This is a genomic window from Ruegeria sp. BHSA162, assembly GCF_059613385.1.
Genome location: NZ_JBXWSK010000009.1, coordinates 13,922 through 39,113 on the forward strand (window position 1 = coordinate 13,922; position 25,192 = coordinate 39,113).

Annotated in this window: 25 protein-coding genes, 1 other RNA gene and 1 riboswitch; of the genes, 13 read left to right on the plus strand and 13 right to left on the minus strand. The window is 62.2% G+C overall.

The features are described 5' to 3' along the window. Positions 1-3 precede the first annotated feature (3 nt). Entirely contained in the window at positions 4-1,464 is a 1,461-nt protein-coding gene (gene pdxR / locus AC2FM5_RS04915) for a MocR-like pyridoxine biosynthesis transcription factor PdxR (RefSeq protein ID WP_170391132.1), read from the minus strand. Between the two features lie 134 nt (positions 1,465-1,598). On the opposite strand from pdxR, the gene AC2FM5_RS04920 reads away from it, so the two are divergent. Together AC2FM5_RS04920 and AC2FM5_RS04925 are read left to right on the plus strand one after the other, a co-directional pair. Beyond that, entirely contained in the window at positions 1,599-1,907 is a 309-nt protein-coding gene (locus AC2FM5_RS04920) for an ArsR/SmtB family transcription factor (protein WP_093964304.1), read from the plus strand. Then, positions 1,900-2,928, plus strand: a complete 1,029-nt coding sequence (locus AC2FM5_RS04925; protein WP_496734205.1) for a permease — start codon at positions 1,900-1,902, stop codon at positions 2,926-2,928. Before AC2FM5_RS04920 ends, AC2FM5_RS04925 begins: the two co-directional genes overlap by 8 nt. A 41-nt stretch (positions 2,929-2,969) precedes the next feature. On the opposite strand, the gene AC2FM5_RS04930 is transcribed toward AC2FM5_RS04925, so the two are convergent. Then, a complete protein-coding gene (locus tag AC2FM5_RS04930) occupies positions 2,970-3,359 on the minus strand; it encodes a hypothetical protein (protein WP_170341377.1) in 390 nt (129 codons plus the stop codon). Between the two features lie 50 nt (positions 3,360-3,409). Further along, a complete protein-coding gene (locus AC2FM5_RS04935) occupies positions 3,410-4,171 on the minus strand; it encodes a DUF1013 domain-containing protein (protein WP_170342353.1) in 762 nt (253 codons plus the stop codon). Between the two features lie 130 nt (positions 4,172-4,301). Here AC2FM5_RS04935 and AC2FM5_RS04940 point away from each other — a divergent pair, with 130 nt between their 5' ends. Beyond that, positions 4,302-4,943: a ribonuclease T2 family protein gene (locus AC2FM5_RS04940; RefSeq protein ID WP_170342355.1), complete on the plus strand. Its 642-nt coding sequence runs from the start codon at positions 4,302-4,304 to the stop codon at positions 4,941-4,943. Here AC2FM5_RS04940 and AC2FM5_RS04945 read toward each other — a convergent pair. Continuing rightward, positions 4,940-5,428, minus strand: coding sequence for a hypothetical protein (locus AC2FM5_RS04945; protein ID WP_170341383.1), 489 nt, complete (start codon positions 5,426-5,428; stop codon positions 4,940-4,942). The genes AC2FM5_RS04940 and AC2FM5_RS04945 overlap by 4 nt on opposite strands. Before the next feature lie 196 nt (positions 5,429-5,624). Here AC2FM5_RS04945 and AC2FM5_RS04950 point away from each other — a divergent pair, with 196 nt between their 5' ends. Then, positions 5,625-6,122: a lactoylglutathione lyase family protein gene (locus AC2FM5_RS04950; RefSeq protein ID WP_093964418.1), complete on the plus strand. Its 498-nt coding sequence runs from the start codon at positions 5,625-5,627 to the stop codon at positions 6,120-6,122. A gap of 71 nt (positions 6,123-6,193) precedes the next feature. Here the strand turns inward: AC2FM5_RS04950 and recR are convergent, their stop codons facing one another. The 3 genes from recR to AC2FM5_RS04965 form a co-directional block, all read right to left on the minus strand. After that, positions 6,194-6,787 (minus strand): recombination mediator RecR, encoded by a 594-nt coding sequence (gene recR, locus AC2FM5_RS04955; protein WP_170341385.1) that lies wholly within the window; start codon positions 6,785-6,787, stop codon positions 6,194-6,196. A gap of 46 nt (positions 6,788-6,833) precedes the next feature. Further along, a complete protein-coding gene (locus AC2FM5_RS04960; protein ID WP_005980576.1) occupies positions 6,834-7,178 on the minus strand; it encodes a YbaB/EbfC family nucleoid-associated protein in 345 nt (114 codons plus the stop codon). 86 nt (positions 7,179-7,264) lie between these two features. After that, positions 7,265-9,019 carry a DNA polymerase III subunit gamma/tau gene (locus AC2FM5_RS04965; RefSeq protein WP_170457403.1) on the minus strand — a complete coding sequence of 585 codons (1,755 nt, stop codon included), beginning with the start codon at positions 9,017-9,019 and terminating at the stop codon, positions 7,265-7,267. Between the two features lie 155 nt (positions 9,020-9,174). On the opposite strand from AC2FM5_RS04965, the gene AC2FM5_RS04970 reads away from it, so the two are divergent. Continuing rightward, positions 9,175-9,678, plus strand: a complete 504-nt coding sequence (locus tag AC2FM5_RS04970) for a protein-tyrosine phosphatase family protein (protein ID WP_093964312.1) — start codon at positions 9,175-9,177, stop codon at positions 9,676-9,678. 3 nt (positions 9,679-9,681) lie between these two features. Here AC2FM5_RS04970 and AC2FM5_RS04975 read toward each other — a convergent pair whose 3' ends face one another. Beyond that, on the minus strand, positions 9,682-10,089 hold the full coding sequence (locus AC2FM5_RS04975; RefSeq protein ID WP_170341391.1) for a hypothetical protein: 408 nt from the start codon (positions 10,087-10,089) through the stop codon (positions 9,682-9,684). Positions 10,090-10,175: 86 nt separating this feature from the next. Then, a riboswitch (cobalamin riboswitch) is annotated at positions 10,176-10,393 on the minus strand. 28 nt (positions 10,394-10,421) lie between these two features. Next, the gene (locus AC2FM5_RS04980; RefSeq protein WP_170364992.1) at positions 10,422-10,994 is read right to left on the minus strand and encodes a TetR/AcrR family transcriptional regulator; all 573 of its coding nucleotides are present in this window, start codon (positions 10,992-10,994) and stop codon (positions 10,422-10,424) included. 84 nt (positions 10,995-11,078) lie between these two features. Here AC2FM5_RS04980 and AC2FM5_RS04985 point away from each other — a divergent pair, with 84 nt between their 5' ends. Continuing rightward, on the plus strand, positions 11,079-11,936 hold the full coding sequence (locus AC2FM5_RS04985) for an alpha/beta hydrolase family protein (RefSeq protein ID WP_170434042.1): 858 nt from the start codon (positions 11,079-11,081) through the stop codon (positions 11,934-11,936). Positions 11,937-12,017: 81 nt separating this feature from the next. Here the strand turns inward: AC2FM5_RS04985 and ffs are convergent. Further along, an RNA gene (ffs, locus tag AC2FM5_RS04990) (signal recognition particle sRNA small type) lies at positions 12,018-12,116 on the minus strand. A 39-nt stretch (positions 12,117-12,155) separates the two neighbouring features. Beyond that, positions 12,156-14,024 carry a 5'-nucleotidase C-terminal domain-containing protein gene (locus tag AC2FM5_RS04995; RefSeq protein ID WP_496734212.1) on the minus strand — a complete coding sequence of 623 codons (1,869 nt, stop codon included), beginning with the start codon at positions 14,022-14,024 and terminating at the stop codon, positions 12,156-12,158. A 173-nt stretch (positions 14,025-14,197) separates the two neighbouring features. Between AC2FM5_RS04995 and nudC the strand changes: the two genes are divergently transcribed. Continuing rightward, on the plus strand, positions 14,198-15,181 hold the full coding sequence (gene nudC / locus AC2FM5_RS05000) for an NAD(+) diphosphatase (protein WP_170600087.1): 984 nt from the start codon (positions 14,198-14,200) through the stop codon (positions 15,179-15,181). A 38-nt stretch (positions 15,182-15,219) separates the two neighbouring features. Then, the gene (locus AC2FM5_RS05005) at positions 15,220-15,687 is read left to right on the plus strand and encodes an SRPBCC family protein (RefSeq protein ID WP_496734213.1); all 468 of its coding nucleotides are present in this window, start codon (positions 15,220-15,222) and stop codon (positions 15,685-15,687) included. 56 nt (positions 15,688-15,743) lie between these two features. On the opposite strand, the gene AC2FM5_RS05010 is transcribed toward AC2FM5_RS05005, so the two are convergent. Next, on the minus strand, positions 15,744-16,577 hold the full coding sequence (locus tag AC2FM5_RS05010) for a prephenate dehydratase (RefSeq protein ID WP_170342378.1): 834 nt from the start codon (positions 16,575-16,577) through the stop codon (positions 15,744-15,746). A gap of 119 nt (positions 16,578-16,696) precedes the next feature. Here AC2FM5_RS05010 and AC2FM5_RS05015 point away from each other — a divergent pair, with 119 nt between their 5' ends. The 5 genes from AC2FM5_RS05015 (at position 16,697) to AC2FM5_RS05035 (ending at position 23,060) form a co-directional block, all read left to right on the plus strand. Further along, on the plus strand, positions 16,697-17,200 hold the full coding sequence (locus AC2FM5_RS05015; RefSeq protein WP_170341467.1) for a c-type cytochrome: 504 nt from the start codon (positions 16,697-16,699) through the stop codon (positions 17,198-17,200). Positions 17,201-17,372: 172 nt separating this feature from the next. Beyond that, positions 17,373-19,283, plus strand: coding sequence for an extracellular solute-binding protein (locus tag AC2FM5_RS05020; protein ID WP_496734242.1), 1,911 nt, complete (start codon positions 17,373-17,375; stop codon positions 19,281-19,283). 1 nt (position 19,284) lies between these two features. Further along, on the plus strand, positions 19,285-20,379 hold the full coding sequence (locus AC2FM5_RS05025; RefSeq protein ID WP_170341405.1) for a microcin C ABC transporter permease YejB: 1,095 nt from the start codon (positions 19,285-19,287) through the stop codon (positions 20,377-20,379). Next, positions 20,380-21,486, plus strand: coding sequence for an ABC transporter permease (locus AC2FM5_RS05030; RefSeq protein ID WP_170342380.1), 1,107 nt, complete (start codon positions 20,380-20,382; stop codon positions 21,484-21,486). Further along, positions 21,483-23,060 (plus strand): ABC transporter ATP-binding protein, encoded by a 1,578-nt coding sequence (locus tag AC2FM5_RS05035; protein WP_170342383.1) that lies wholly within the window; start codon positions 21,483-21,485, stop codon positions 23,058-23,060. The genes AC2FM5_RS05030 and AC2FM5_RS05035 overlap by 4 nt, the downstream gene beginning before the upstream one ends. On the opposite strand, the gene AC2FM5_RS05040 is transcribed toward AC2FM5_RS05035, so the two are convergent. Then, positions 23,057-24,985 carry an elongation factor G gene (locus tag AC2FM5_RS05040; RefSeq protein WP_496734218.1) on the minus strand — a complete coding sequence of 643 codons (1,929 nt, stop codon included), beginning with the start codon at positions 24,983-24,985 and terminating at the stop codon, positions 23,057-23,059. The genes AC2FM5_RS05035 and AC2FM5_RS05040 overlap by 4 nt on opposite strands. Between the last annotated feature and the right edge of the window lie 207 nt (positions 24,986-25,192).

Genomic DNA, 25,192 nt, shown 5'->3' on the forward strand with positions numbered 1-25,192 from the left:
GCCTCAGCAGTCCCGGATCGCGGCCGCAACCCGCTCGATTCCCGCGGGTATCCGGTCAGCCGAAATCGAGGAGTACCCCAGGCGGTAGTAGTTCCTTGGCCGATCCGGCCCCGAGAAGAACGCCGCGCCGGGCTCGATATGAACACTCTGATTTTGAAGCGTTTTCGCCAATTCCGCGGTGTCGACGTGGTCCGGTGCCTTCATCCACATCGACGATCCACCGAAGACCCCGCGCCCTGCCACGGTCAACCCGTTCGCCTCGATCGCGTTCTCGATCGTCTTGCGCCGCTGCATCAGAGCCTTGGACATACGCCGTATCTGGGCGTCATAGTGCCCGAGCGACAGGAAATAGGCCGCCGTTCGCTGGATATGGCCGGGTGGGTGTCGGAAAACGAGCGACCGCAGCGCGCGGGCCTCGCGGATGAACGGTTCGGATCCGACCATGTACCCCAACCGCAATCCCGGGAACAAAGACTTGGAAAAGCTGCCCACGTAGACCACACGCCCGTCCTTGTCCAAGGACTTGAGCGCCGGGGACGGGGCACCCAGGAAGGCCATCTCGAATTCATAGTCATCTTCGACGATCATTGCGTCCAGTTCGCGGGCGCGTTTCAACAGGTCGTGACGCCGGGCGACGGGCATTGTCGCGGTTGTCGGGCATTGGTGGCTGGGCGTGGTGTAGATCACGTCGGTGCCGTCCGGGATGGACTCGGGCGGTAACCCATCCTTGTCCACCCGCAATGGTGTCATCGAGGCATCCGAGCAGCGCATAAGCTCGTGCAGAGCGTAGTAGCTGGGGTCCTCGATCGCCGCCTTGCGCCCATGGCCCAGAAGAATGCGCGAGGTCAGCCAAAGGGCGTTCTGAGCGCCCAGCGTGATCAGGATTTCCTCGGGCCGAGCGGCGATACCGCGGCGGGGCAAGGTGTGGCGGGCAATGAACTCGATCAGCAACGGATCGTCCTGATCCACGTAGTCGCCGGTCAGCGAGTCGAAATCCTTGTGGCCAAGGGCCCGAACGGCGCAGAGGCGCCAGTTCGCATGATCAAACAGGGTGCGGTCGGCCTGGCCGTAGATGAACGGATAGCTATATTCTCGCCAATCCGGTGGCTTGGCCAGAAAATCACCCTCGGAAAAGCGGCGGGCCAGTGCGGCGTCCCAGTTGACGGTTTCTTCGCTGCGCTGAACCGGTGTGTATTTCGGTGGCACCGGCGCGTTCTGTGACACGTAGTACCCGGACCGGCCTTTGGCCGTCAGATAGTCATTTGCCAGCAACTCGGTATAGGCCAGCGTCACCGTGATGCGGCTGACACCCAGATGCGCGGCCAGTTTGCGCGACGACGGCAGTTTCTCACCGACATGAAAGCGGCCTGACAGGATGCCCTCGGCAATCATCTGCTGGATCTGCGCCTGCAGAGTGCCCTGACCGCCCGGTTTCAGAAAGAAGGTATCGACCGAAATTCCCATGCCTCGTTATATGTTGGACTTAAATACAGGGCAATCTGGACTTATTCGGGATCAACGGAAATTTATCCATACGGTTGACTCGGGCTTTGCTCATCACTAAAAAACTAGAAATCTAGTTTAATGGAGATAACCAAATGTGGGAAAAAGCTGCTGCAGGGTTTTCGGCGATGGGGTCCGAGGCGCGATTGCAGGTGCTCAAGACCCTTGTGCGGGCCGGACAGGCTGGTCTGACGGTCGGAGAGATCCAAAGTCGGACTGGGATGGCACCGTCCACCCTGGCTCATCACCTGCGATTCCTGGCGGCAGGCGGCGTGGTCGAGCAGGAGAAATCCGGGCGGACCACAATCAACCGAGCATGTTTCGATGAATTGAGATCACTGGCGCAGTTCATCCTCAGCGAATGCTGCGCGGATGAATCCAGAAAGGTCGCAAACGATGGCTGAATTGACCCAATCCCCGAAGGCCGTTGGTCAAACCCTGTCCGGTCTGCTGAAGACACCCTGGGCCCTGATCGTGGCGATCCTTGTGCTTGTGGCCATTCTGGACCCAGGCAATTGGGTGAACGTCATGACTTTTGCAGCCAAGGCTCTGGTGCACACCGGTCAGTACATCCTGTTTGCAGTGCTGTTGCTGTCCTACCTCAAGGCCAGCGGGGCCGAGACTATGGTTGCCCGGGCCTTCGAGGGCCGCGAAACCCGGATGATCCTGCTGGCCGCGTTGTTCGGCGGGTTGGCTCCGTTCTGCTCCTGCGAGGTGATCCCGTTCATCGCAGGCCTGCTTGCATTGGGTGCGCCCTTGTCGGCGGTCATGGCCTTCTGGCTGAGCTCGCCGTTGATTGACCCGCCCACGCTGTTGATCACGGCGGGCGCTTTGGGCTGGCCGTTTGCGATCGGCAAAGCGGTTGCCGCCGTGGCACTGGGATTGTTCGGCGGGTTCGCGGTGCGTTTTCTTATGCGTCAGGGTGCCTTTGCCCAACCTCTGCGCCACTATGAACCGGCCGGATGCTGTGGCTGCGGTCCGAAGAAAGACACGCTGCTTTGGCGCTTTTGGGAAGAGCCCGAACGCCGCGTCCGGTTCCGTCGGGAATTTGTGCAGAACGGCCTGTTCCTGCTGAAGTGGCTCGCTCTGGCCTATGTGCTCGAGGCGCTGCTGGTCAGCTATGTTCCGGCTGATCTGATCGCGCGGCTGGTTGGTGGCGACGGTGCGGTGCCGATCGTGATCGCCGCCTTTGTCGGGATGCCGGCCTACCTGAACTCGTATGTCGCGCCGCCGCTTCTGGCCGGCCTGATGGAGCAGGGGATGAGCGCGGGCGCGGCGATGTCCTTCATGATCGCCGGGGCCGTCAGTTCCATTCCGGCCATGGCGGCTGTCTGGTCTCTGGTCAAACCCCGTGTGTTCGCAGCCTATATCGGGCTTGGGATCAGCGGAGCTATTGCAGCAGGGATTCTGTTCCAGCTTTTGTAAGAAGAAAACCGCCCGGAGTATTCTTCGGGCGGTTCTGTATATCAGCTTGCGCCGCAGTTGCTTGGCAATTTGAACCGATAGCGCGGTTCGCCGCTGTCCACGAAAACCCGTTTTTCCACACAGGCCGTGGTTCCGACACTGCGCGCGATCGGCGCCTCGGTCGCGGTGATTGAAGTTGCCGATCCGTCCGGCAATCGAACCGACGCGATGACCCCGTTCTTGAGATCACCATTGATTGGCGTAGCCGACAGTACAGGAACGGTCATATACGCTTCGTGTTCGTGTTTCCCATCGCCGCTGAACAGCAGCAGACCGGCAGCTACGGCGATAACGGCCACGCCGCCCAGAATGGCCAGTCCCTTGGTTTTTGCGAAAGCGTAAATCGAAACCGCCCGGTGCGGCCCGAAGATAGACGATAGAATGTTCAGCATGGTCCAGTTCCAAAAAGGCCCCGGTCCATCGGACCGGGGCCAGCACAGTGTCAGTTGCGCAGATCGTCCTCGTCGTCTTCTTCGGCACCGCCCTTGGGCAGGTTGAAGAAGCTGTCGGCATCCACCACTGCTTCGTCTTCTTTTTCCTCGTCGCCGTCATCGGACAGCGAGAAGGTTTCCAGCCCCTCGATCGCCGTGGGGATCTTGGGAGCGGCATCCATTTCCAGCGACTGTTCGGTCGAGACCAGCTTGCGGCGCTCGTCATCGCTCATGACGCCACCTTCGGCGGCCTTCTTGGCGGCGGCTTTCTGGACGGCGGCATCCAGTTCGGACTGTTTGCACAGGCCCAGCGCGACCGGGTCGATCGGCTGCATGTTGGCGATGTTCCAGTGGGTGCGCTCGCGGATCGACTGGATCGTGGGCTTGGTGGTGCCAACCAGTTTGGCGATCTGGCCATCGCTCAGCTCCGGGTGGAACTTGACCAGCCACAGGATCGAGTTCGGGCGGTCCTGGCGCTTGGACAGCGGCGTGTAGCGCGGACCGCGGCGCTTTTCCTCGCCGGCGGCGGCCGGGTTGAACTTGAGTTTCAGCTTGTGCAGCGGATCTTTCTCGGCCTTGTCGATCTCTTCCTGGGTCAGCTGGTTGTTGGCGATCGGGTCGAACCCTTTGACGCCTGCCGCCACATCGCCATCAGCGATGCCTTGTACTTCCAACTCGTGCATGCCCACGAAATCCGCGATCTGCTTGAAGCTGATCGTGGTATTGTCCACCAGCCAAACGGCGGTTGCCTTGGCCATCAGGGGTTTTGCCATCAGCCCGTCTCCTTTGAATACATCTGTCCCGTCGCCGGAATTCGGCGGCCCCGTGGTCTTGGGGCAGGTTTCCGTTGTCGGGGAACTTGGCCCGTATATAGTCGTGCAGATGCAAGAAGGGAAGAGGCGAATGCGCTGGGCGTTATTGGGGCTGCTGGTGTGGATTTTCGGCGCGATGGCCGCGCTGGCCGATGGCGAGAAGTCAGGCGAGTTCGACTATTACGTCCTGTCGCTGAGCTGGTCGCCCAACTGGTGCGCCCGCGAAGGCGACGCGCGCGGATCCGACCAATGCGATGCGCGCCACGATCACGGCTGGATCCTGCACGGGTTGTGGCCGCAATACCACCAGGGCTGGCCCTCCTATTGCCCGACAGCCAAGGCGCCGCCGTCTCGTGCGATGACCCGACAGATGGAAGATATTCAAGGCAGTTCGGGTCTGGCCTGGCACCAGTGGAAGAAACACGGCACCTGTTCGGGCCTGTCCGCAGCGGACTACTACGCGTTGTCCCGGCAAGCCTATGACCGCATCACCCGACCGCCGGTGTTTCGCAAGTTGGACAAAGCCGTGAAACTGCCGGCGCGCGTGGTCGAGGATGCCTTCCTCGACGCCAATCCGGGGCTCGAGCCGGACATGATCACCGTCACTTGCAAGCACGGTTACATCGAAGAAGTGCGCGTCTGTCTGTCACGTGATCTGGACCCGGTGCCCTGTGGGCGGGACGTGATCCGGGACTGCACCGCTTCGGATGCGTTGTTCGATCCGATTCGCTAGAGCTTCTTGTTCTGGCAGTCCCGCGCATAGTCCAATGCCTTGGCGGTGCCCTTCAGATCGATCGCCAAAACCCGCTCGCCTGCGGGGTTGTAGATCGTCATCGTCTTGTTCTGGGCGATGGCCGCAACAAAGTTCCGGTCGGTGAAGAACACGGTCGCACCGGGCACCCGATCCTGCTTGAACCCGATGGCTGTGGCGTCAAAGCTCTTGCCGTCCAGCTCGAACCGGATCGGATAGGATTTGCCGGGCTCGATGTTGCCCCACCCCTTGTGGAAAACGGTGAAATAGCCCCGATTGTCCAGCGCATCGTAGCCCAGGCGCACCACGGACAGGTCCTGATACACCGTCTGGATCAGACAGCCGTTGCCCAGATTGGGGTCCATCATGATGTTCCAGCCTTCGACGAACCCCTTGTCGACCAGTTGCTGTGACCACGCGGAAGTGGCGGTGAAGGCGGCGAAGGTCAGGGCGAGAAGGCGTTTCATGGCGGGTTCCGATATCAAATGGGTCAGGCTAGGGCATAGTACACGGTGCGGGGTCGACGGAAAGATCATTCTAGGCCTCGGCAGCAGTGCATGATGATCTATGTGCATGGAACAACACGGCTTTGCCTTGTGGGGCGGGCGCTTGAAACAAGGACGTCGCAAAATACGTCTTGCCCAACAAACCAAGGAGCAAGCCATGCCTCAACATCCAAGAACATTCTCTCACATCGGGTTGTCCGTCCCGAACGTGGACGAAGCCGTGAAATTCTATTCCGAGGTTTTGGGGTTTTACGTGATCATGCCGCCAACCGATGTGGTCGAGGATGACACGGACATCGGCGTGATGTGCACGGACGTGTTTGGCCCGAATTGGAAAAAACTGCGTATCGCGCATCTGGCGACCGCCGATCGTATCGGGATCGAGCTTTTTGAATTTGATGGGAACTACGCGCCGGAAAACAACATCGACTTTCGCAGGAACGGGACGTTCCATTTCTGCGTCCAGGATCCTGATGTCGAAGGCTTGGTGGAAAAAATCGTGGCGGCCGGCGGGAAACAACGCATGCCTATCCGATACTACTACCCCGGCGAGAAACCCTACCGCATGGTCTATGTCGAGGATCCGTTCGGGATAGTCTTCGAGATCTACAGCCATTCCTATGAATTGACCTACTCGTCGGGTGCCTACACCTGACCGATGGGTAAAGTGGTACCTTGCAATCGGGGAGGGGCGAGAGCGTGCTGCTTGCAGGCAGCACGCGGCAGCTACAGTTCTTTCCGCGCCCGCAGCGCTGCGGTGATGGTCCCGTCATCCAGATAGTCCAACTCGCCCCCGATCGGCACGCCCTGCGCCAGCGAGGTCAGGCGGACCTGTCCTTCCAACTGATCTGCGATGTAATGGGCCGTGGTCTGCCCGTCGACGGTCGCGTTCAGGGCCAGGATTACTTCCGTGATGTTTTCGGCGGTGACGCGGTCGCGCAGGCGGGGGATGCGCAGGTCTTCCGGGCCGACGCCGTCCAGCGCCGAGAGCGTTCCGCCCAGCACATGGTAGCGGCCTTTGAACACGCCCGCGCGTTCCATCGCCCACAGGTCGGCCACGTCTTCGACCACGCACAGCTCACCGGTGGCGCGGTCTTCGGAATTGCAGATGTCGCAGATGTCGGTGGTGCCCACGTTGCCGCAGTTCAGGCATTCGCGTGCGGTGGCGGCGACCTGCTGCATGGCGTCCGACAACGGCGTCAGCAGCAGGGCGCGTTTGCGGATCAGGTGCAGCACCGCCCGCCGGGCCGAGCGCGGTCCCAGCCCCGGCAGCTTGGCCATCAGATCGATCAGGGCGTCGATGTCACTGTTCGAACTCATGGCCTGTCCTGCGTGGCTTTGGCGGCGGGGGTTTGAGGGGCGAAGATCAGAACGGCAGCTTGATGTCCGCCGGCAGGCCCATGCTTTCGGTCAGCTTGGCCATTTCTTCCTGCGACCGCTCGGCGGCTTTGGTCTGCGCGTCCTTGATTGCGGCCAGGATCAGGTCCTCGACCACTTCCTTGTCGTCGCTGTTGAAAATCGAGGGGTCGATGTCCAGACCTTTCAGTTCGCCCTTGGCCGAGGCCGTGGCCTTGACCAGGCCCGCGCCGGATTCGCCGACGACCATGATGGTGTTCAGCTCTTCCTGCATCTGCGCCATCTTGGTCTGCAGTTCCTGCGCGGATTTCATCATCTTGGCCATGTCGCCCAGACCGCCGAGTCCTTTGAGCATCTGTATGTCTCCTGTCATTCGATTTGCGGCCTAAATACGGGCCGTCTGCGTCCTTCACAAGGGCAGCGCGCCTTCTGCGCGGATGATCAGTCTTCCTCGAACGGGTCCCATTCGTCTTCGACCTCGGGCAGGGCTTCGGTTTCGACCTTGGCCGCACGGTCCTCGGGTGTTTCAATCCGGGTGATGCGGGCCATGGGGAACTGTGTCAGAACCGCCTGAACCAAAGGGTGTTCTTCGGCCTTGGCCTTCAGCGCCAGCTCGGCCGCGTCGCGCAGTTCGGCGATGGTGGGCGCGTCCCCGTCCGAGACGATCGAGACCGCCCAGCGATTGCCGGTCCAGCGCTGCAGCGCGGACCCGAGCCGCGCGGCCAGGTCGGTGGGCGCCTTTTCGGTGGGCGTGAACTCGATCCGGCCCGGCTGGTACGAGACGAGGCGGACGCCGTTCTCGACCTCGACCAGCAGCTTCACGTCACGGTTGGAGCGGATCAGCTCGACCACATGCTCAAACGTTGGATAACGCGCCAGCGCGGTCTGCACGTCTTGGGCCAACGCCGCCGTGGGCGCGCCGCCCACACCGCGCGGGGTGGGCGCATGGGCCGAGGCCGTCGCGGTCACGGGCGGGGCGGTGTTGCCGGCAACCGGAACGCCGCCCCCCGGCCCGCCGACGGGCGGCGGAGGGCTGTCCTGAAGGCGTTTGATCAACTCTTCAGGGCTGGGCAGATCGGCCACATGGGTCAGGCGGATCACCGCCATTTCCGCAGCCATCATGGCGTTGGGGGCGGCCGAGACTTCCTCTAGTGCCTTCAGCAGCATCTGCCACATCCGGGTCAGCGCCCGCATCGGCAGCGCCTCGGCCATCTGCTGGCCGCGGGTGCGTTCATCGGGCGAGACGGTGGGATCTTCGGCTGCGTCGGGGGTGATCTTCACCACCGAGACCCAATGCGTGATTTCGGCCAGATCGCGCAACACCGCCAGCGGGTCGGCGCCCTCGGCATATTGCGCGCCCAGTTCGGTCAGGGCCCCGGCCGCATCGCCGCGCAGGATCATGTCCATCAGGTCCAGCACGCGGCCCCGGTCGGCCAGTCCCAGCATCGCGCGCACCTGGTCGGCGGTGGTTTCGCCGGCACCATGGCTGATTGCCTGATCCAGCAGCGAGGTCGCATCCCGGGCCGAGCCTTCGGCGGCGCGGGTGATCAGTGCCAGCGCGTCATCCGAGATTTCCGCGCCCTCGGCGGTGGCGATCTTGCGCAGCAGGCCGATCATCACTTCGGGCTCGATCCGGCGCAGGTCGAACCGTTGGCAGCGCGACAGCACGGTGACCGGAACCTTGCGGATCTCGGTCGTGGCGAAGATGAATTTCACATGCTCGGGCGGTTCCTCCAGCGTTTTCAACAGCGCGTTGAAGGCGCTGGTCGACAGCATGTGGACTTCGTCGATGATGTAGATCTTGTACCGCGCGCTGGCGGCGCGATAGCGCACGCTGTCGATGATCTCTCGGATGTCGTTCACGCCGGTGCGGCTGGCGGCGTCCATTTCCAGCACGTCCACATGGCGACCTTCCATGATGGCCACGCAATGCTCGCACTGGCCGCAGGGTTCGGTCGTTGGGCCGCCATTGCCGTCGGGTCCGATGCAGTTCATGCCCTTGGCGATGATCCGGGCCGTGGTCGTCTTGCCGGTGCCGCGGATGCCGGTCATGATGAAGGCCTGCGCGATCCGGTCCGCCTCGAACGCGTTTTTCAGCGTGCGCACCATGGCATCCTGACCGACCAGGTCGGCAAAGGTTTCCGGGCGGTATTTTCGGGCGAGAACCTGATAGGCGGGGCTGGACTGTGTGGTCATGTCTGCTCTGACGGATTCGTACTGACGATGCAGGGTAGAGTTCCAGGTGCCCCGCGTCCACAGCACCGGTGCAGGTTTTTCGCTTTGGCGAGCGCGCGGTGTGAGGCATACTGCGCGGATCAATTTCAATCAGCCAGTTTCGGGGGGAACGTCTGATGACAAATCTTGTGGTTCATGCATTGCAGGTGGGCGGCGGTACGCTGGCCCTTACCTCGGTTCCCGGCGGTGGCGGCGACTATGAGGGAGATCTGGACCTGATTTCAGCCTGGGCGCCGGGGCTGGTGATTTCGATGACAACCCTTGCCGAACTGGTTTCTGTGGGTGCGGGCGAATTGGGCTGTGACATTCATCGGCGCGCCTGTCGGTGGGCGCATCTTCCGGTCGCCGACTTCTCGGCGCCGTCGACCGAGATATCCGGCCGATGGCCCGAAGTCAGCGCCGCCGCCCGCCATGCGCTGTCGGGCGGCGGGCGGGTACTGGTCCACTGCCGGGGCGGTTGTGGGCGGTCTGGCATGGTTGTTCTGCGCTTGATGATCGAGAGCGGCGAGCAGCCGGAACAGGCCCTGAAACGCCTGCGGGCCGTACGCCCCTGCGCGGTTGAGACTGATGCTCAGATGGACTGGGCCGTCGCCCCAGCGCGCGAGGCACTGGCGACCTGACATTCAGGCGGTTGCGCGGAACTCGCGCTCGGCCCTGACCACGGGCATGATCGCCGTGGCCTGCAGCATCGCACAGGGTCGATCACTGATGACCTGCGCAGGCAGGGCGTCGCTCTGGTCGTCAAACAGCATGTCGGCGTAGGTATCAAGGCAGTCGGACGGGGTGTCGGCGGCCGCTCCGCAATACACGCGGATCCGTTCGGGACGTGCATCGAACCGCGCCGTGCAGCCATGTTCGCAATGGGCCAGTTCGCTACTGCCTTCCACTTGGAAGTCGGGGGATGTAGCCGCCTGCGCCGTCGCCATTGCCTGCGCGATGGCCCGTGCCATGCGCGCCAATGCCGGGCAGGTCTTTCCGGTGCGCTGGCAGATGGTTGCCGCGAATTCATGGGTATCGGTCTTCCAAATCATGTTGCGCCCTCCGCGCGCTGGGCGAGGTGGATTTGGACAGACGCCGGTTTCAAGGCCAGACCCTGCCCGGACACCCCGTCCGAGTTTCGGTTTCACGTTTGATGGCAGGTCTCCTGACTTGCGGGTCTTTGCTTTGCCGACCTTCCCAACCTTGCGGTCAGTGGTATTTAGGCATCGCTCTCCGCCTACAGTTGCGGGGGCAGTCGCGGCCTTGGTCCGCTCCGGAGTTCCGGGTTGGACCGCACCGTGTTCCCTTTTCATCCCGGACCGAAACGGCACGGGAACCATCCCCTCATCGCTAGCGGTGTATCCGGGATCGAGTCAAGACGGTTTCAGCCCGGTTGCCGGAGTGAGTCCCAAGGGAACAGATCAGGCAGTCTGCGCAGCACATTCGAATCCCTGCGGGCACGGGCCAATTGCCAGCCGCCTTGCATCACGATGAACAGGGTGTCCGCAGCATTTTCAGGGTCGGAAACTCCGAACCGCGCGGCGTGGTTTCGAACTTCGATGATCCAGCTTTCATACAGACGGTCTGCATGTTCCCGAAACGCGCGGTTGTCGGGGCTTTCGAACAGGGTGGCGGCGATCGGGCAGGTCTCCCATTGGGCCGAGGTGTCGAACAGCTTCGCGATCTTGTGGCACAGGGTGGTGACCCCGTCGCGAAAATCCGCGGCGTCGTCGAATGCCGCAGCGATCATGCTCAACATCCCGTCCGAGGCCCAACTGGCCGCCGCCAGGGCCAGATCCGGCTTGCCCTTTGGAAAATGGTGATAAAGCGAACCCTTGGGGGCTTGCGCTTCGGCCAGCAATTCCGCCAGACCGACACCGTTATAGCCCGAGCGCTGGAACAGTCGGGCGGCAGTCACGATCAGGCGATCTTTGGTGTTTGGTGGACGTTGGGTCATGCAGGCCAAATATTGACAGGCCTAGACCAATTGGTCCAGACACAAAGTATTAGACCGATCGGTCCAGAGTGTTTGGAGGCAAAGATGTTGGATTCGCAGCACGCGGTTGACGTGGAAGACTTTAAGTTTCCGTCGGGCCAGACCCAGCTGGCGGCGCGGCTTTACACTCCGGCGGTCGAGCCGCAAACCGTTGTTGTGCTGAACGGCGCAACAGGAGTGCCACGTGACTACTATCAGCACTTTGCTCGCTGGCTGGCCGCCGAGCGCGGTATGGCTTGCCTGACATATGATTACCGGGATTTCGAGCATTCGCTGACCGGGCGGCTGAAAGACTCGAAGGCCACGATGGCGGACTGGGCGCTGATCGACATGCCCGCAGCGCGTGCCGAGATGCACCGTCGATACCCGCAGGCAAAACTGTGGGTGATCGGGCATTCGGTCGGTGGAATGCTGGGTCCGCTGCAACCGGAAATCGAACAGATCGACCGGATGATCTGTGTGTGCGCAGGTTTGGTGACGGTGGCCGATCACCCGTGGCCCTACAAGGGCTTGGCGACTCTGTTCTGGTATGGCCACGTGCCACCTCTGGTGCGTCTTCTGGGGTACCTGCCTGGGAAACTTCTGGGATTCGGAGCCGATTTGCCGGCGGGCGTCTATTGGCAATGGCGCAAGTGGTGTACATCGCCCACCAGCTATCTGCCCGAATTGGGAGACACGCTTCCCCAAGCGGATTGGAGCCGGGCGAACGCCACGGCGGATATCATTGCGTTCGAGGATGACCAGACAGTGCCACCGCCCGCCGTCTGGCGGCTGGCTGAACTCTATGGTCCGACCGCCCGTCGGCACTTGTTGGAGCCCAAGGATTTCGGACTGTCCGAAATCGGTCATATCGGCGCCTTCGCCCGGCGCAGCAGTGCCGTTTGGCCGCGATTGATCGCCTGACCCGCCCGCAAGCGCGGTTTTCAGGAACAACGACGAAATGCAGAGGTTGGATTGACCGGGCCGAATACGCGGCGCGGCGTCAAGTGAGAGGTTGGACATCGACCCAAGCGGGGCTCGTTGTGGCTGCTTCCTTCCGGACCTGACCAGGTTGGCGAGGCGCTTGCCCGCGCCAACCTCTCGACCGCCGATATAGGCATCACGCACCCGCTTGGCAACCCGTCACAAAGACAGGCGTACCCTAAGAAACCCGCGCGCGTCCTGCCCGTCGGTGGTGGCTGCAAAGTGGTCGAGCTCGTGCAGGTAGTTTGCAGCGCGTGGCCCGGTCTTCAGAATCACGGACCGGCCCGCCTGCGGAACAAAGGAAAAGCTTTGGGCGGTGTTTTCCACCGGATCCGGACCCAATCGTCCCGCCAGGTAGTCGCGCAAGATTCCCTGGAGGCTCAGCGGCGGCACCGGGATCAGGCGGGCCGGGTCTGGGACGGGAAAGTTGCCGCCGCCATTGGCTCGGTAGCTGTTTGATGCAACGACGAATTGTTCATCCGGATCGACGGGGCGGCCCTGAAAGGCAAGATCGCGCAGGCGGGAATGGGACGTGTCGATCAACTGGCCGCCTAAATCATATCGCGCGGGCTGGGTCAGATCGAACCTGTAGGTCACCCCATGCAGCACGTCGAAATTGTGCCCGGTGCCCTCGGGGTCGATCAGAACCTGCTCGTCGCTGTTGCCAAGTTGGGAAAACTGGGCAGCCGACATCTCCAGCCACTCGGCGATCTGGCGGCCATCCAGCAGCATGGCGGCCAGTTGGTTTGGAAACACATGCAAGTCCGAGACATGCCTTACGGTGACATCGCCAGCCGGGACTTCGGTGTAATGCCGTGGTCCGGCCCGGCCTCCGAATTTCGAAGGTGCGGCTGCGGACAGAACAGGGAGGGTTTCAAAGGTCGTTCCGGCCAGAACCGGTCGCAGGGCTGCCGCCTGTGCTGCGGCGACCAAGTTCAGCCCCTGATCCACCCCGCAAAAGGTGAAATAGCTGTGCAGGGTACGATTGATCCGGCCCACCGGCTGGGCAGCGGCTTTGCGGGTCGCCTTATGGGCGGCGGCAAAAAGTTCGACCATCTCAGGGTCTTCAGGAACGACCCGAGCGCCGGTTTCAGCCCCGCCCGGGCAGATCGCGCGCAGATGCGCGCTGTGACCAGCAATTCTCACTTCTCCCGTGGCGTTCACGGCAAGCGTCAGGTCGATCACCCCCAAATGCGACCCCGCTGATCCGGGCATGACCAAGGGTCTGGCCAGCTGCGGGTTACCATCGCTTGGGTCGGGCAGTGTCAGGTGCGTGTGTCCGGCCACGATTGCATCAATACCGTCCAGAGCAGAAAGCTGTGCGACCACATTTTCCGACATCGGCGCGGCGTCGGGCTCGCCTAGGCCGGAATGTGCAAGAGCCACAATCAGGTCGCAGCCCTGACGACGCAAATTCTCGGCCATCCGGCGCGCCGTGGAGACGGCATCCTCGGCTACGACCTGGCTTTGCAATTGTAGTGCTTCCCACTTCACCGTCTGCGGCGGCAGGATCGAGAAAACGCCAATTCGGACAGCAATGCTTTGGCCGTTGATGTGGACATGACGGGTCAGGATGGCCTGTTTCTGCCAGGGCGCGACCCCGGTCAGACACTGCAGGTTGCTGCACAAAACCGGGCAAGGTGCCCGAGAAACGATTCGGCCCAGAGTTGGCAGACCAAAGCCGAAGTCGTGGTTCCCCAGCGCAATTGTGTCGTAGCCCAAGCGCCCAAAGGCGGACATCAAGGGGTGGGTAGCGTCGGTCTGTTCGGCCGCCCAGTCACCCAGAAGTGTCCCCTGAAGGGAATCGCCGTTGTCGAACAGCAGGACAGTTGCATTTGCGTCTTCCGCCTCTTGACGTGCAGAGCGGATCAAACTGGCGGTTCGGGTGAAGCCCACACTTCGTTCCGGCCGGTCCGCATAGTAGTCGAAACTGCTCAGATTCATGTGCAGATCGGTCGTTGCAAGAATCCGGATGTGCGCGGTTTTCAAGTGGGGATGTGCCTGAAGCAGGGAGGATTTCAGAGCCAATTTTCTTCTTTTAAGTGCTGTTGTGCATACGTTTTCACTGAAAGGTAGAATACAGGCAATCGTCCGGGCTTCCATGCGTCCTTTGCGACAACGATGCTTTTTGCGAGTGTGGATTCCCATTGCGCCAGTGCCCAAGTCGTGGCAGCCCTTGTGCAAATTCCAAAGGGACAGGCATGAAACGGGCGGAAAGCGTGACATTTGGCGGCTCTGGACTGGACCGGGCGGCGCAGATCCGTACCGATGCCAGAGCTTTGGAGGAAGCACGGTCCGATCCCACGGCGCGGTGCATCCTGATGTGGCGGGGCAAACCGCTGGTCATGGGCGAAGCGCTGGACCAGTTGGCCTTGGTTCCGATGGGCCACGATCTGGTTGCGAACGGACCCGGCGGGGCGATTGACCAACCGATCTTGCTGGGGCGCAGTGATGCGGGTGCGCCGCTGTTTGCAATGGACATTTCGAATTGGTCTGCCGACGGGTTGGACCTGTCGGGCGTTGGAGCATTCGTGGACCGAACCGAACAGCAGCATCCGGGGCTGCCCGTCGGCCACGTGTTCGCCGAGCTTCGTCGGATCATGACCCGGCTGTCGGCCCGGGACGCCGAATTGGCAGCCACCGCCAAAGCCGTGATCGGCTGGCACGAGACGCACAGGTTTTGCGCGCGCTGCGGCAACCCGACCAACATTTCGCAGGCGGGGTGGCAACGACTGTGCCCGGCCTGTGGCGGCCAGCACTTTCCACGGACCGATCCGGTGGTGATCATGTTGGTCACGCAGGGCGATTCCGTCCTGATGGGCAGATCTCCGGGGTGGCCCGACGGCATGTATTCCCTGTTGGCCGGTTTCGTCGAGCCGGGCGAGACCCTTGAAGCCGCCGTGCGGCGTGAGGTCATGGAGGAGGCCGGCGTTCCGGTCGGACACGTCAGCTATCTGGCAAGTCAACCCTGGCCATTTCCGTCGTCGCTGATGTTCGGGTGTGCAGCGCAGGCGCTGTCCCGCGAGATCACGATCGACCCGGTCGAGATCGAGGACGCGATGTGGGTCACCAAGTCCGAGATGATGCAGGCTTTTGCAGGCGAGCACCCCAAGCTTCTGCCGGCGCGAAAGGGGGCAATCGCGCATTTTCTTTTGCGTAACTGGCTTGCAGATACGCTGGACTGACGAAACACTGACACCCTGACTGAGCAGAAAAGGCCGACATGCAGGTTTCAGCACGCGAAGATATCCAGGCGCCGATCGATGCGGTGTTCGACATGGTCGCGGACTTCGAACGGTTCGAGCGCATGGCGATGCGCCGCGGTGCCGAGGTTCGACGCACTGTCGAAATGCCGGGCCACTGGGTCGGGTCGTGCTGGGAAGCCGATATCATGATCCGTGGCAAGCCACGCCACGTCGCGATCGAGGTGGCCGAGTTCGATCGCCCCACAGCCATGCGGTTTCAATCGACCAGCAAGGGGATGAACGGCCTGACCACGATTGATCTTCTGTCGCTGTCGCAAAAGCAGACGCGGCTGAGCATCGAGATGTCACTGGCGGCCAAGACCTTGCCTGCGCGTCTGCTTCTGCAGTCGTTGAAGCTGGGCAAGGCCAGATTCCGGCGCCAGTTCCAGATGCGACTGAGCGATTTTGCGCGCGAAATGGAAGAACGCTATCTGCACGGGGCTTGAGAGCCGGCGTTTGACTGGCGGTGAGCAGTCCCAAGCTGCCTGCGCGTGGGAGCAGACTAACCGCGTGGTCGAGCAGCGGGGTACACGCCCAGCACTTCCACATTCGTGGTGAAATGCTGCAGTTCATCCATCGCGAGCTGCACGTTGCGGTCTTCCGGGTGGCCGACGATGTCGGCGTAGAACTGAGTCGCCGTGAACGAGCCATCAACCATGTAGCTTTCCAGCTTGGTCATGTTGATGCCGTTGGTGGCAAAACCGCCCATGGCCTTGTACAGCGCCGCCGGAATGTTCCGGACCTGGAACACGAAGCTGGTGATCATCCCGTGCTCGCCACGGCGGCGGCGGTCGTCCTCGCGGGACATCACCAGAAAGCGGGTCGTGTTGTCGTCGCTGTCTTCGATGTGGCGCGCCAGCAGTTCAAGGCCATAGATTTCGCCAGCCAGTTCGCTGGCCAGGGCCGCCGAATGTTTCTCACCCGCTTCCGAGACCTCGCGCGCCGCGCGGGCGTTGTCAGGGCTGACGCGCCCGCGGATGCCGTGGGCCTTCAGGAAGTTTGCGCATTGCGGCAACAGCACCAGATGCGAATGGGCTTCGGTGATATCTTCGAGTTTCGCGCCCGGCACGCCCAGCAAGTTGATGTGAACCCGCACGAAGGCCTCGTCCACGATGTGCAGCCCGCTGTGCGGAAGAAGGCGGTGGATATCGGCCACTCGTCCATATGTGCTGTTCTCGACCGGCAGCATGGCCAGATCGGCCTCGCCCGAGCGCACCGATTCGATCACGTCCTCGAATGTTCGGCAGGGCAGCGCCTCCATATCCGGACGCGCATTGCGACAGGCTTCGTGACTGTAGGCGCCGGGTTCCCCCTGAAAGGCGATGCGTTTGGTCATTTGGTCGATTCCGTGCAACAAGTTCCAGAATTGGGCGTTTCGTCGCGGTGTCTATACCTTGCCTCTTGCAAGGGGAAGCCTTAGACACCCCGAAGACAGCTGAAATGGACTCGCGATCAATGTTCGACACGATGACAGTTACCAAGGCCGCAGCCGGCCTGTTCGGTGCCTTCCTTGTACTCCTCCTGGCAAAATGGGGGGGCGATGTTCTCTACCATGTCGGCGGGCACGGCGAAGCCGCCTATGTTATTGAAACCGAAAGCTCGGGCGAAAGCGCTGACGGCGAAGAAGTGGTCTTTGCCGATCTGCTGGCCGCAGCTGACCCGGAAAAGGGCGCGAAGGTTTTCCGCAAGTGTTCGGCTTGCCACAAGCTGGAAGAAGGCGCCAATGGCACCGGTCCCTACCTGTATGGCGTCGTGGACCGCCCTGTGGCGGCGGCTGCGGGCTTCGGCTACTCGGCGGCGATGCAGTCGCATGGCGGCAACTGGACCCCGGAAGAGCTGGATGCGTTCATTGCAAACCCCAAAGGCTATATCCAAGGCACTTCGATGAGCTTTGCCGGTCTCAAAAAGGCTCAGGAACGCGCTGACCTGATCGCGTACCTGCAGACGATTGGCGGCTGATCTGCCCATCCAAACACGGAAAAGCGAAAGCCGCTGCCATGTGCAGCGGCTTTTTTCGTCTGAGCAAAACTTCACAAAGCGCTCACGCATTCTAAACTTGCAAGTGTCAGTGCTGGGCTTTTAGCTTGCGCACAAGGACATGGACAGAAGACAACATCGAAGGATGACCCGTATGATTTCCCATCTGCCTGGCGCGCGCGAACAAGGTTTTCGTCATTGGGTCGCGGCATTGGGCATTTCGGCGGCGTTGGTTCTGGGGCAGGCGGGGCCAGCCCGGGCCGACGAGGACCAGATCATTCGCAGCCATGGCTACTCGTACTTCGGCAATCTCGACTACCCCGCCGACTACACGCACCTGAACTATGCCAACCCGGATGCGCCCAAGGGCGGCGAACTGTCATTGGCCGCATCGGGCACGTTTGATTCCCTGAATCCATATTCACGCAAAGGTCGCCCCGGAGCGTTGACGACACTGCAATACGATCGGCTGATGGACAGCACCGATGACAGTGTCGGTCAGTACTACGGCGTTTTGGCCGAGAGCCTGGAGTATGACGCCGACCGCAACTGGGTCATTTTCCACCTGCGCCCCGAAGCGACGTTCTGGGATGGCACGCCCGTCACCGCCGAGGATGTGGTCTACAGCCACCGACTGTTCATCGAACAGGGCCTGCCGTCATATGCACAGGCCGTCGGGCGGATGGTGACCGGCGCCGAGGCGCTGGATACGCACACGGTCAAGTTCACGTTCAATCCCGAATTGACGGCCCGCAGCCGGATCGAAACCGTCGGCGCGACGCCCGTATTCTCGAAAGCGTGGTTCGAGGCAGACCCGTCCCGCCGTCTCGACGAGCCGCGCCTGGAAGTCGCCGTTGGATCTGGGCCGTACAAATTGGACAGCTACGATATCAACCGGCGCATCGTCTACAAACGCCGGGACGACTACTGGGGCAAGGACTTGCCGTTCAACAAGGGCCGGCACAACTACGATACCATCCGAGTCGAGTATTTCGCGGACCAGACAGCCGCCTTTGAAGGCTTCAAGGCAGGCGAATACACGCTGCGGATCGAAAGCGACCCCAAACTGTGGGCGACCGGGTATGACTTCCCCAAGTTGAAAGAGGGCTACGTCGTCAAGGACGCGATAGCGAATGGCAGCCCGCCGACCCCGTCGGGCTTTGTGTTCAACCTCGCGCGTCCGCAATTCGCGGACAAGAATGTTCGAAAGGCACTGGCGCTGGCATTCAACTTTGAATGGGCCAATGAATCTCTGCTGTTCGGCCTGAACTCTCCCCGCGATTCGTTCATCGAAGGCACGCCGCTTGAAGCGATGGATACACCGCAGGGGGCAGAGCTGGCATTTCTGCAGGCCTTGGGCGACGTGGTTCCACCCGAGCTGTTGTCCGAACCGGTGACGACCGTTCACGAATCCAACCCGGCGCGCCTGAACGATCGGCGCAACCTGCGCAAAGCCTCAAAACTGTTGGACGAAGCCGGATGGCCGGTGGGCGACGGCAACTTGCGCCGCAATGCTCAGGGTCAGACCCTGCGGGTGAACATCCCCTATCCGTCCAACCTGCCGACATCGACGGCCACGATGATCGAGACCTTTGTCCAGAACCTTCAGGCGCTGGGCGTGGATGCTTCAGCCGAAAAGGTCGATCCGGCGCAGTACACCCTGCGCAGCCGCGAGCGTGACTATGACATGGTTTATTCGACACGCTATGGCGCGTTCCTGTCGACTGGCGGCGGCCTCAGTCAGATGTATGGCTCGAAAGAGGCCGAGTTCAGCCTGTTCAACCCGGCAGGCCTTGCCAGCCCGTTGGTGGACGCCATCATCGAGGCGTCTTTTGCGACCAACAATCAAACCGATCAGGATGCAGCGCTTATGGCCTTGGATCGCGCCTTGCGCTATGAGTTCTTCATCATACCGGATGGGTATATCGCGGAATACTGGACAGCCTACTACAACATGTACGAATACCCCGATCAGTTGCCGCCCTATGCGCTGGGATACCTTGATCTGTGGTGGATCAATCCCGAGAAGGAAGTGGCCCTGAAAGCAGAAGGCGCGCTGCGTTAACATGGGCGCATATATTCTTCGACGCCTGTTGCTGGTCATCCCGACCCTTCTGGGCATCATGATCGTCAACTTCACGCTGGTGCAGTTCGTACCCGGCGGTCCGGTCGAGCAGATCATCGCCCAGATCGAAGGGCAGGGCGATGTATTTGCGGGTTTTGCGGGGTCCGGTGACGCGGGGGCCGGGGCCGAACCCGGCGGTGGCGTCTTCGATGACAAATACGTGGGCGCCCGCGGGCTGCCGCCGGAATTCATCGCCGAACTGGAGAAGGAATTCGGCTTCGACAAGCCGCCGGTCGAGCGGTTCCTGAACATGATGGGCAACTATCTTACGCTGGATTTCGGCGAAAGCTACTTCCGCTCGGTCTCGGTGATCGACCTGGTGCTGGAAAAGATGCCGGTGTCCATCTCGCTGGGCCTGTGGTCGACGCTGATCGCTTATCTGGTCTCGATCCCGCTGGGCATCCGCAAGGCGGTGAAGGATGGTTCACGCTTTGACACATGGACCAGCGCGACCATCATCGTGGCCTATGCGATTCCCGGCTTCCTGTTCGCGATCCTGCTGCTGGTGCTGTTTGCGGGCGGCTCCTACTGGCAGATCTTCCCGCTGCGCGGGCTGACCTCGGACAATTGGGAAGACCTCAGCCTGCTGGGCAAAGTGGCCGACTATTTCTGGCACATCGCCCTGCCGACCATCGCACTGACGATTTCCGCTTTTGCCACGCTGACGCTGCTGACCAAGAATTCTTTTCTGGACGAGATCAAGAAACAATACGTCATGACCGCCCGCGCCAAGGGGCTGAGCGAGCAGCGCGTTCTGTACGGCCACGTATTCCGCAACGCGATGCTGATCGTGATCGCCGGTTTTCCGGCGGTGTTCATCGGCGTGTTCTTCGGCGGGTCGATCATCATCGAGACGATCTTCTCGCTGGACGGCTTGGGCCGTCTGGGCTTTGAGGCCGCGGTGGCGCGCGATTATCCGGTGATCTTCGGGACGCTGTTCATTTTCGGTCTGCTCGGTCTGGTCGTCGGCATCATCAGCGACCTGATGTATGTGCTGGTCGACCCGCGCATCGATTTCGAGAAACGCGAGGGGTAAATGGCACTTTCTCCTCTGAACCAGCGCCGCTGGCGCAATTTCTGCCGCAACCGCAGGGCCTTTTGGTCGCTGATCATCTTCTCAGTGCTGTTCGGCCTGTCGCTGTTCGCGGAATTCATCGCCAATGACAAACCGATCCTGGTGAAGTATCGGGGCGAGTTCTACACGCCCATCTTCAACTTCTACGCCGAGACCGAGTTCGGCGGCGACTTCCAGACCGAGGCGATCTATCGCGACCCCGAGGTCCGTTGCCTGATCGACAGCGGCGGGCTGGAAGACTGTTTCGACGACCCCGAAGGCATCATCGAGCAGATCGAGGCGGGGACGTTCCAGGCCGAAGGATTCGAGCGCGGCTGGGCGATCTGGCCGCCGATCCCCTATTCCTACAACACCAGCGTCGACCGTCCCGGTGCGGCGCCCCTGCCGCCCAACGGGCAGAACCTGCTGGGCACCGACGACACCAAACGCGACGTTCTGGCGCGCGTCATCTACGGATTCCGCCTGTCGATCCTGTTCACCCTGATCGTCACCGGCGCGGCCAGCCTGATCGGTATATTTGCCGGCGCGCTGCAGGGCTTTTTCGGCGGCTGGCTGGACCTGATCTTCCAGCGCATCATCGAGATCTGGTCGGCGACGCCCTCGCTTTACGTCATCATCATCATGTTCGCGGTGCTGGGGCGAAGTTTCTGGCTGCTGGTGTTCCTCATGATCCTGTTCTCTTGGACAGGTCTGGTGGGCGTGGTGCGGGCCGAGTTCCTGCGCGCCCGCAATCTGGAGTACGTGCGCGCGGCCAAGGCGCTGGGCGTGGGCAACCTGACCATCATGTTCCGCCACATGCTGCCCAACGCGATGGTGGCCACGCTGACCTTCATGCCCTTCATCGTGACCGGCACGATCGGGGGGCTGGCCAGCCTCGATTTTCTGGGCTTCGGTCTGCCGTCCTCGGCGCCCTCGCTGGGTGAGCTGACCCTGCAGGCCAAGCAGAACCTGCAGGCGCCATGGCTGGCCTTCACTGCCTTTTTCACCTTTGCCATCATGCTGTCGCTGCTGGTCTTCATCTTCGAAGGCGTGCGTGACGCGTTCGACCCGCGAAAGACCTTCTCATGAGCTTGCTGGATGTGAAAAACCTCAAGGTCTCGTTCCGTCAGGACGGGCAGGTGACCACGGCGGTTCGGGGCGTGTCGTTCCATGTCGATCGCGGGGAAACTGTGGCGCTGGTGGGTGAATCCGGGTCGGGAAAATCGGTCACCGCGCTGTCCACCGTGTCGCTGCTGGGCGACAGCGCGATCGTCGAAGGGTCGGTCACCTATGACGGGCAGGAGATGATTGGCGCATCCGAGCAGCGCCTGATGGAGGTCCGCGGCAACGACATCAGCTTCATCTTCCAGGAGCCGATGACCTCGCTGAACCCGCTGCACACGATCCAGAAGCAGATGGCGGAATCGCTGGCCCTGCACCAGGGTCTGACGGGCGACGCGGCGCGCGCCCGGATCGTCGAATTGTTGAACAAGGTCGGTATCCGCGACCCCGAGGAACGGCTGGACGCCTATCCCCATCAGCTGTCCGGCGGACAGCGGCAGCGGGTGATGATCGCCATGGCGCTGGCCAACAAGCCCGACATCCTGATCGCGGACGAGCCGACCACTGCGCTGGACGTGACGATTCAGGCGCAGATCCTCGAACTGCTGGCCGAACTGCAGAAATCGGAAAACATGGGGATGCTGTTCATCACCCATGATCTGGGCATCGTGCGACGCATCGCCGACCGGGTCTGCGTGATGAAGGATGGCGAGATCGTCGAGACCGGCCCCGTGGCCGAGATCTTCGACAACCCTCAGCACCCCTATACCCGCAAGCTGCTGGCGGCCGAACCCACGGGCATACCCGACCCGATCGACCCCGCCGCCGAAGAAGTGGCCCGGACCGAGCATCTGAAGGTCTGGTTTCCGATCCAGCGCGGGTTCCTGAAGCGCACGGTCGGCTATGTGAAGGCGGTGAACGACGCCACACTCAGCGTGCGGGCGGGCGAAACCGTTGGGATCGTGGGCGAAAGCGGCTCGGGCAAGACCACGCTGGCGCTGGCGATCATGCGGCTGATCGCCTCTGAGGGCGGGATCACCTTCCGCGGGCAGGATGTGCGCCGCTGGTCCACGCGCGAGCTGCGCCGCTTGCGCAAGGACATGCAGATCGTGTTTCAGGACCCGTTCGGCAGCCTCAGCCCGCGGATGACCTGCCAGCAGATCATTGCCGAGGGTCTGGCGATCCACAAGGTCGACCCGCACCGTGCCCCGCGCGAACTGGTGGCCGAGGTGATGACCGAGGTGGGCCTGGACCCGGCGGCCATGGACCGCTATCCGCACGAGTTTTCGGGCGGGCAACGCCAGCGCATCGCGATTGCCCGCGCCATGGTGCTGCGGCCCAAGCTGCTGGTGCTGGATGAACCGACCAGTGCGCTGGACATGACGGTGCAGGTGCAGATCGTCGAATTGCTGCGCGACCTGCAGAAGAAATACGGGCTGGCCTACCTGTTCATCAGCCACGACCTGAAGGTGGTGCGGGCGATGTCACACAAGGTGATCGTCATGCGCAACGGAGACGTGGTCGAGATGGGCGCTGCCGAAGATCTTTTCGTCAACGCCCAGGATGACTATACCCGCGAACTGATCGCGGCGGCAGGCTAGGCGTTGGCCGCTTCGCGCGCCGCCGATTTCGGCACCGGGCCGCGCAGCTCTTCATAGTGGTCGAACTGCAGCTTGACCCAGCCGGTGCCGCGTGTGGCGCTGGCCAGTGTGCGGTGTAGTTCGTCCTCGGCCACGGCGGGCAGTTGGGCGTTGAATATCTCCCAGCCCGGCGCGTTCGGGTTGCCCTCGAACCCCAGTACCTGCCCCTGAAGCGAGCTGATCGTGGGCACCAGATCGCCCACGAAGGCCGACGGAACATGGATCTCGGCGTTCAGGATCGGCTGCAAAACAACCGGCTTGGCCTGTGGTAAGGCCTCGCGCACGGCGTTCTTTCCGGCTGTCCGGAAGGCAAAATCGGAACTGTCTACGTTGTGATGCTTGCCGTCATGCAGCGTGACCTTCACATCCACCACCGGAAAGCCCTCGGGGCCCTGCGCCAACGCATCGACCGCGCCTTGTTCGACCGAGGGGATATAGTTCTTGGGCACCGCGCCGCCCTTGACCACCTCGTCGAATTGAAAACCCGATCCGCGTGGCAGCGGCGCGACTGAGATCACCACATCGGCGAACTGCCCCGCTCCGCCGGATTGCTTGCGGTGGCGGTGCCGGTGTTCGACCGTGGCGCGAATGGTCTCGCGATACGCGGTCTCGACCGGAGAGGTTTCGATCTCGATCCCGAAATCCTCGGCCAGCTTGGCGACCACCCGCCGCATGTGCTGCGGCCCTTGGGAACCGAGAACGGCGTGGCCGCTCAGCTCGTCCTGTTCCAGCGTCAGGCCCGGGTCGATCTCGACCAGCCGGGACAGCGCGTTGGACAGGCGCACGTCGTCGCGTTCATGGGCCGGCGACACCACCTGCCGATAGGCGACCGGATGCGCCGTGGCCCAATCCGGCAGCGGCGTGGAGCCGCTGCTGTCATAGATATTGCCGGGGTTGAGGTGATCGGATTTCACCGCCAGCCCGATCTCGCCGGCCTTCAGCCCGTCGATTTGGGTCTTTGCGTCCAGCGCGGTCAGGTTGCCAACAGTTTCGCCGCCCAGCGGGTCATGCGCCTTGATCCCCTCGCCCAGCCCCCGCAGGACGATGATTTTGCCAATGTGCTTTTTGACGTCGGCGAACCCGGCGATGGCGCGGGCGGCCTCGGGCGCCGCGTCCCGGTCGGCGGCGATGTCGAATTCGGGCGCCTCGTGCCGCAGGGCCTTCATCAGGCGGGTCAGCCCGTTGCCATGGCTGGCTGCGCCCAGACAGGCCGGGATCAGCTGGTGTTTCTGCAGGACCTGCGCGGCCAGGTCATAGACCTCGGCGCTGGGCGGTTGCTTGTCCTCGATCAGCTGCTCAAGCAGGTGGTCGTCGAAATCCGACAAGGTTTCGAGCAGTTCGGTGCGGGCTTCGGCCTCGCGATCGGCCACCGATTGCGGCAGTTCGATCAGCGCCGAGGGCTGACCTTCCTGATATTTCCACGCGCGCTCCGAGATCAGGTCGACGGCGCCGACGATGGTTTCGCCTTCACGGATCGGCACCTGTCGCAGGGTGATGTGATGGCTGCAATAGGTCTGCAGCGCGGCGATGATGTCGCGGATGCGGCCGTTGGGGTTGTCCATCCGGTTGATGAACAGAAAGCAGGGAATGCCCGCCTCCTCGACCAGCCGCAGATAGGGGGCACACAGAACCGCCGCTTCCGGGTCCGGCGGGACCACCACCACGGCCGCGTCGGAAATGGCCATGGCGGGTCCGGCATAGGCCAGCGCATCGCCCCCGCCATCCACGTCGATCGCGCACCACGGTTCGTCCAGATAAGAAAAACCGTGCAGATGCACGGTTCCGGACAGGTCGAATGTGGTGGGCCGGCCATCAAGGCGACTGATGGCCTCGACCAGTGTTGTCTTGCCCGATTGGCTGGGGCCGAGGACGGTAAAAACGCGCATGGGTGCTGTCCCTTCGTCAAGTTGCAGAGTGGTTGCACGAAAGGAGCTGTCGAACGCGGATGCGCCGGCGAGTCTGTCTGAATGATGGCCTGCCTCGGCGTCGGGCGGCCTGCCGCCCGCCTACCGAGTGTGGGGAAAACCCACCGCGCGCGTCAACCCCCCGCTTTTTTGCATTGTGGCGACTGGCCGGCATGCGGCCTGCCGCCT

Coding starts and splice junctions, on each gene's coding strand:
- pdxR (WP_170391132.1), bottom strand. CDS start 1,464: ATGGGAATTTCGGTCGATACCTTCTTTCTGAAACCGGGCGGTCAGGGC.
- AC2FM5_RS04920 (WP_093964304.1), top strand. CDS start 1,599: ATGTGGGAAAAAGCTGCTGCAGGGTTTTCGGCGATGGGGTCCGAGGCG.
- AC2FM5_RS04925 (WP_496734205.1), top strand. CDS start 1,900: ATGGCTGAATTGACCCAATCCCCGAAGGCCGTTGGTCAAACCCTGTCC.
- AC2FM5_RS04930 (WP_170341377.1), bottom strand. CDS start 3,359: ATGCTGAACATTCTATCGTCTATCTTCGGGCCGCACCGGGCGGTTTCG.
- AC2FM5_RS04935 (WP_170342353.1), bottom strand. CDS start 4,171: ATGGCAAAACCCCTGATGGCCAAGGCAACCGCCGTTTGGCTGGTGGAC.
- AC2FM5_RS04940 (WP_170342355.1), top strand. CDS start 4,302: ATGCGCTGGGCGTTATTGGGGCTGCTGGTGTGGATTTTCGGCGCGATG.
- AC2FM5_RS04945 (WP_170341383.1), bottom strand. CDS start 5,428: ATGAAACGCCTTCTCGCCCTGACCTTCGCCGCCTTCACCGCCACTTCC.
- AC2FM5_RS04950 (WP_093964418.1), top strand. CDS start 5,625: ATGCCTCAACATCCAAGAACATTCTCTCACATCGGGTTGTCCGTCCCG.
- recR (WP_170341385.1), bottom strand. CDS start 6,787: ATGAGTTCGAACAGTGACATCGACGCCCTGATCGATCTGATGGCCAAG.
- AC2FM5_RS04960 (WP_005980576.1), bottom strand. CDS start 7,178: ATGCTCAAAGGACTCGGCGGTCTGGGCGACATGGCCAAGATGATGAAA.
- AC2FM5_RS04965 (WP_170457403.1), bottom strand. CDS start 9,019: ATGACCACACAGTCCAGCCCCGCCTATCAGGTTCTCGCCCGAAAATAC.
- AC2FM5_RS04970 (WP_093964312.1), top strand. CDS start 9,175: ATGACAAATCTTGTGGTTCATGCATTGCAGGTGGGCGGCGGTACGCTG.
- AC2FM5_RS04975 (WP_170341391.1), bottom strand. CDS start 10,089: ATGATTTGGAAGACCGATACCCATGAATTCGCGGCAACCATCTGCCAG.
- AC2FM5_RS04980 (WP_170364992.1), bottom strand. CDS start 10,994: ATGACCCAACGTCCACCAAACACCAAAGATCGCCTGATCGTGACTGCC.
- AC2FM5_RS04985 (WP_170434042.1), top strand. CDS start 11,079: ATGTTGGATTCGCAGCACGCGGTTGACGTGGAAGACTTTAAGTTTCCG.
- nudC (WP_170600087.1), top strand. CDS start 14,198: ATGAAACGGGCGGAAAGCGTGACATTTGGCGGCTCTGGACTGGACCGG.
- AC2FM5_RS05005 (WP_496734213.1), top strand. CDS start 15,220: ATGCAGGTTTCAGCACGCGAAGATATCCAGGCGCCGATCGATGCGGTG.
- AC2FM5_RS05010 (WP_170342378.1), bottom strand. CDS start 16,577: ATGACCAAACGCATCGCCTTTCAGGGGGAACCCGGCGCCTACAGTCAC.
- AC2FM5_RS05015 (WP_170341467.1), top strand. CDS start 16,697: ATGTTCGACACGATGACAGTTACCAAGGCCGCAGCCGGCCTGTTCGGT.
- AC2FM5_RS05020 (WP_496734242.1), top strand. CDS start 17,373: ATGATTTCCCATCTGCCTGGCGCGCGCGAACAAGGTTTTCGTCATTGG.
- AC2FM5_RS05025 (WP_170341405.1), top strand. CDS start 19,285: ATGGGCGCATATATTCTTCGACGCCTGTTGCTGGTCATCCCGACCCTT.
- AC2FM5_RS05030 (WP_170342380.1), top strand. CDS start 20,380: ATGGCACTTTCTCCTCTGAACCAGCGCCGCTGGCGCAATTTCTGCCGC.
- AC2FM5_RS05035 (WP_170342383.1), top strand. CDS start 21,483: ATGAGCTTGCTGGATGTGAAAAACCTCAAGGTCTCGTTCCGTCAGGAC.
- AC2FM5_RS05040 (WP_496734218.1), bottom strand. CDS start 24,985: ATGCGCGTTTTTACCGTCCTCGGCCCCAGCCAATCGGGCAAGACAACA.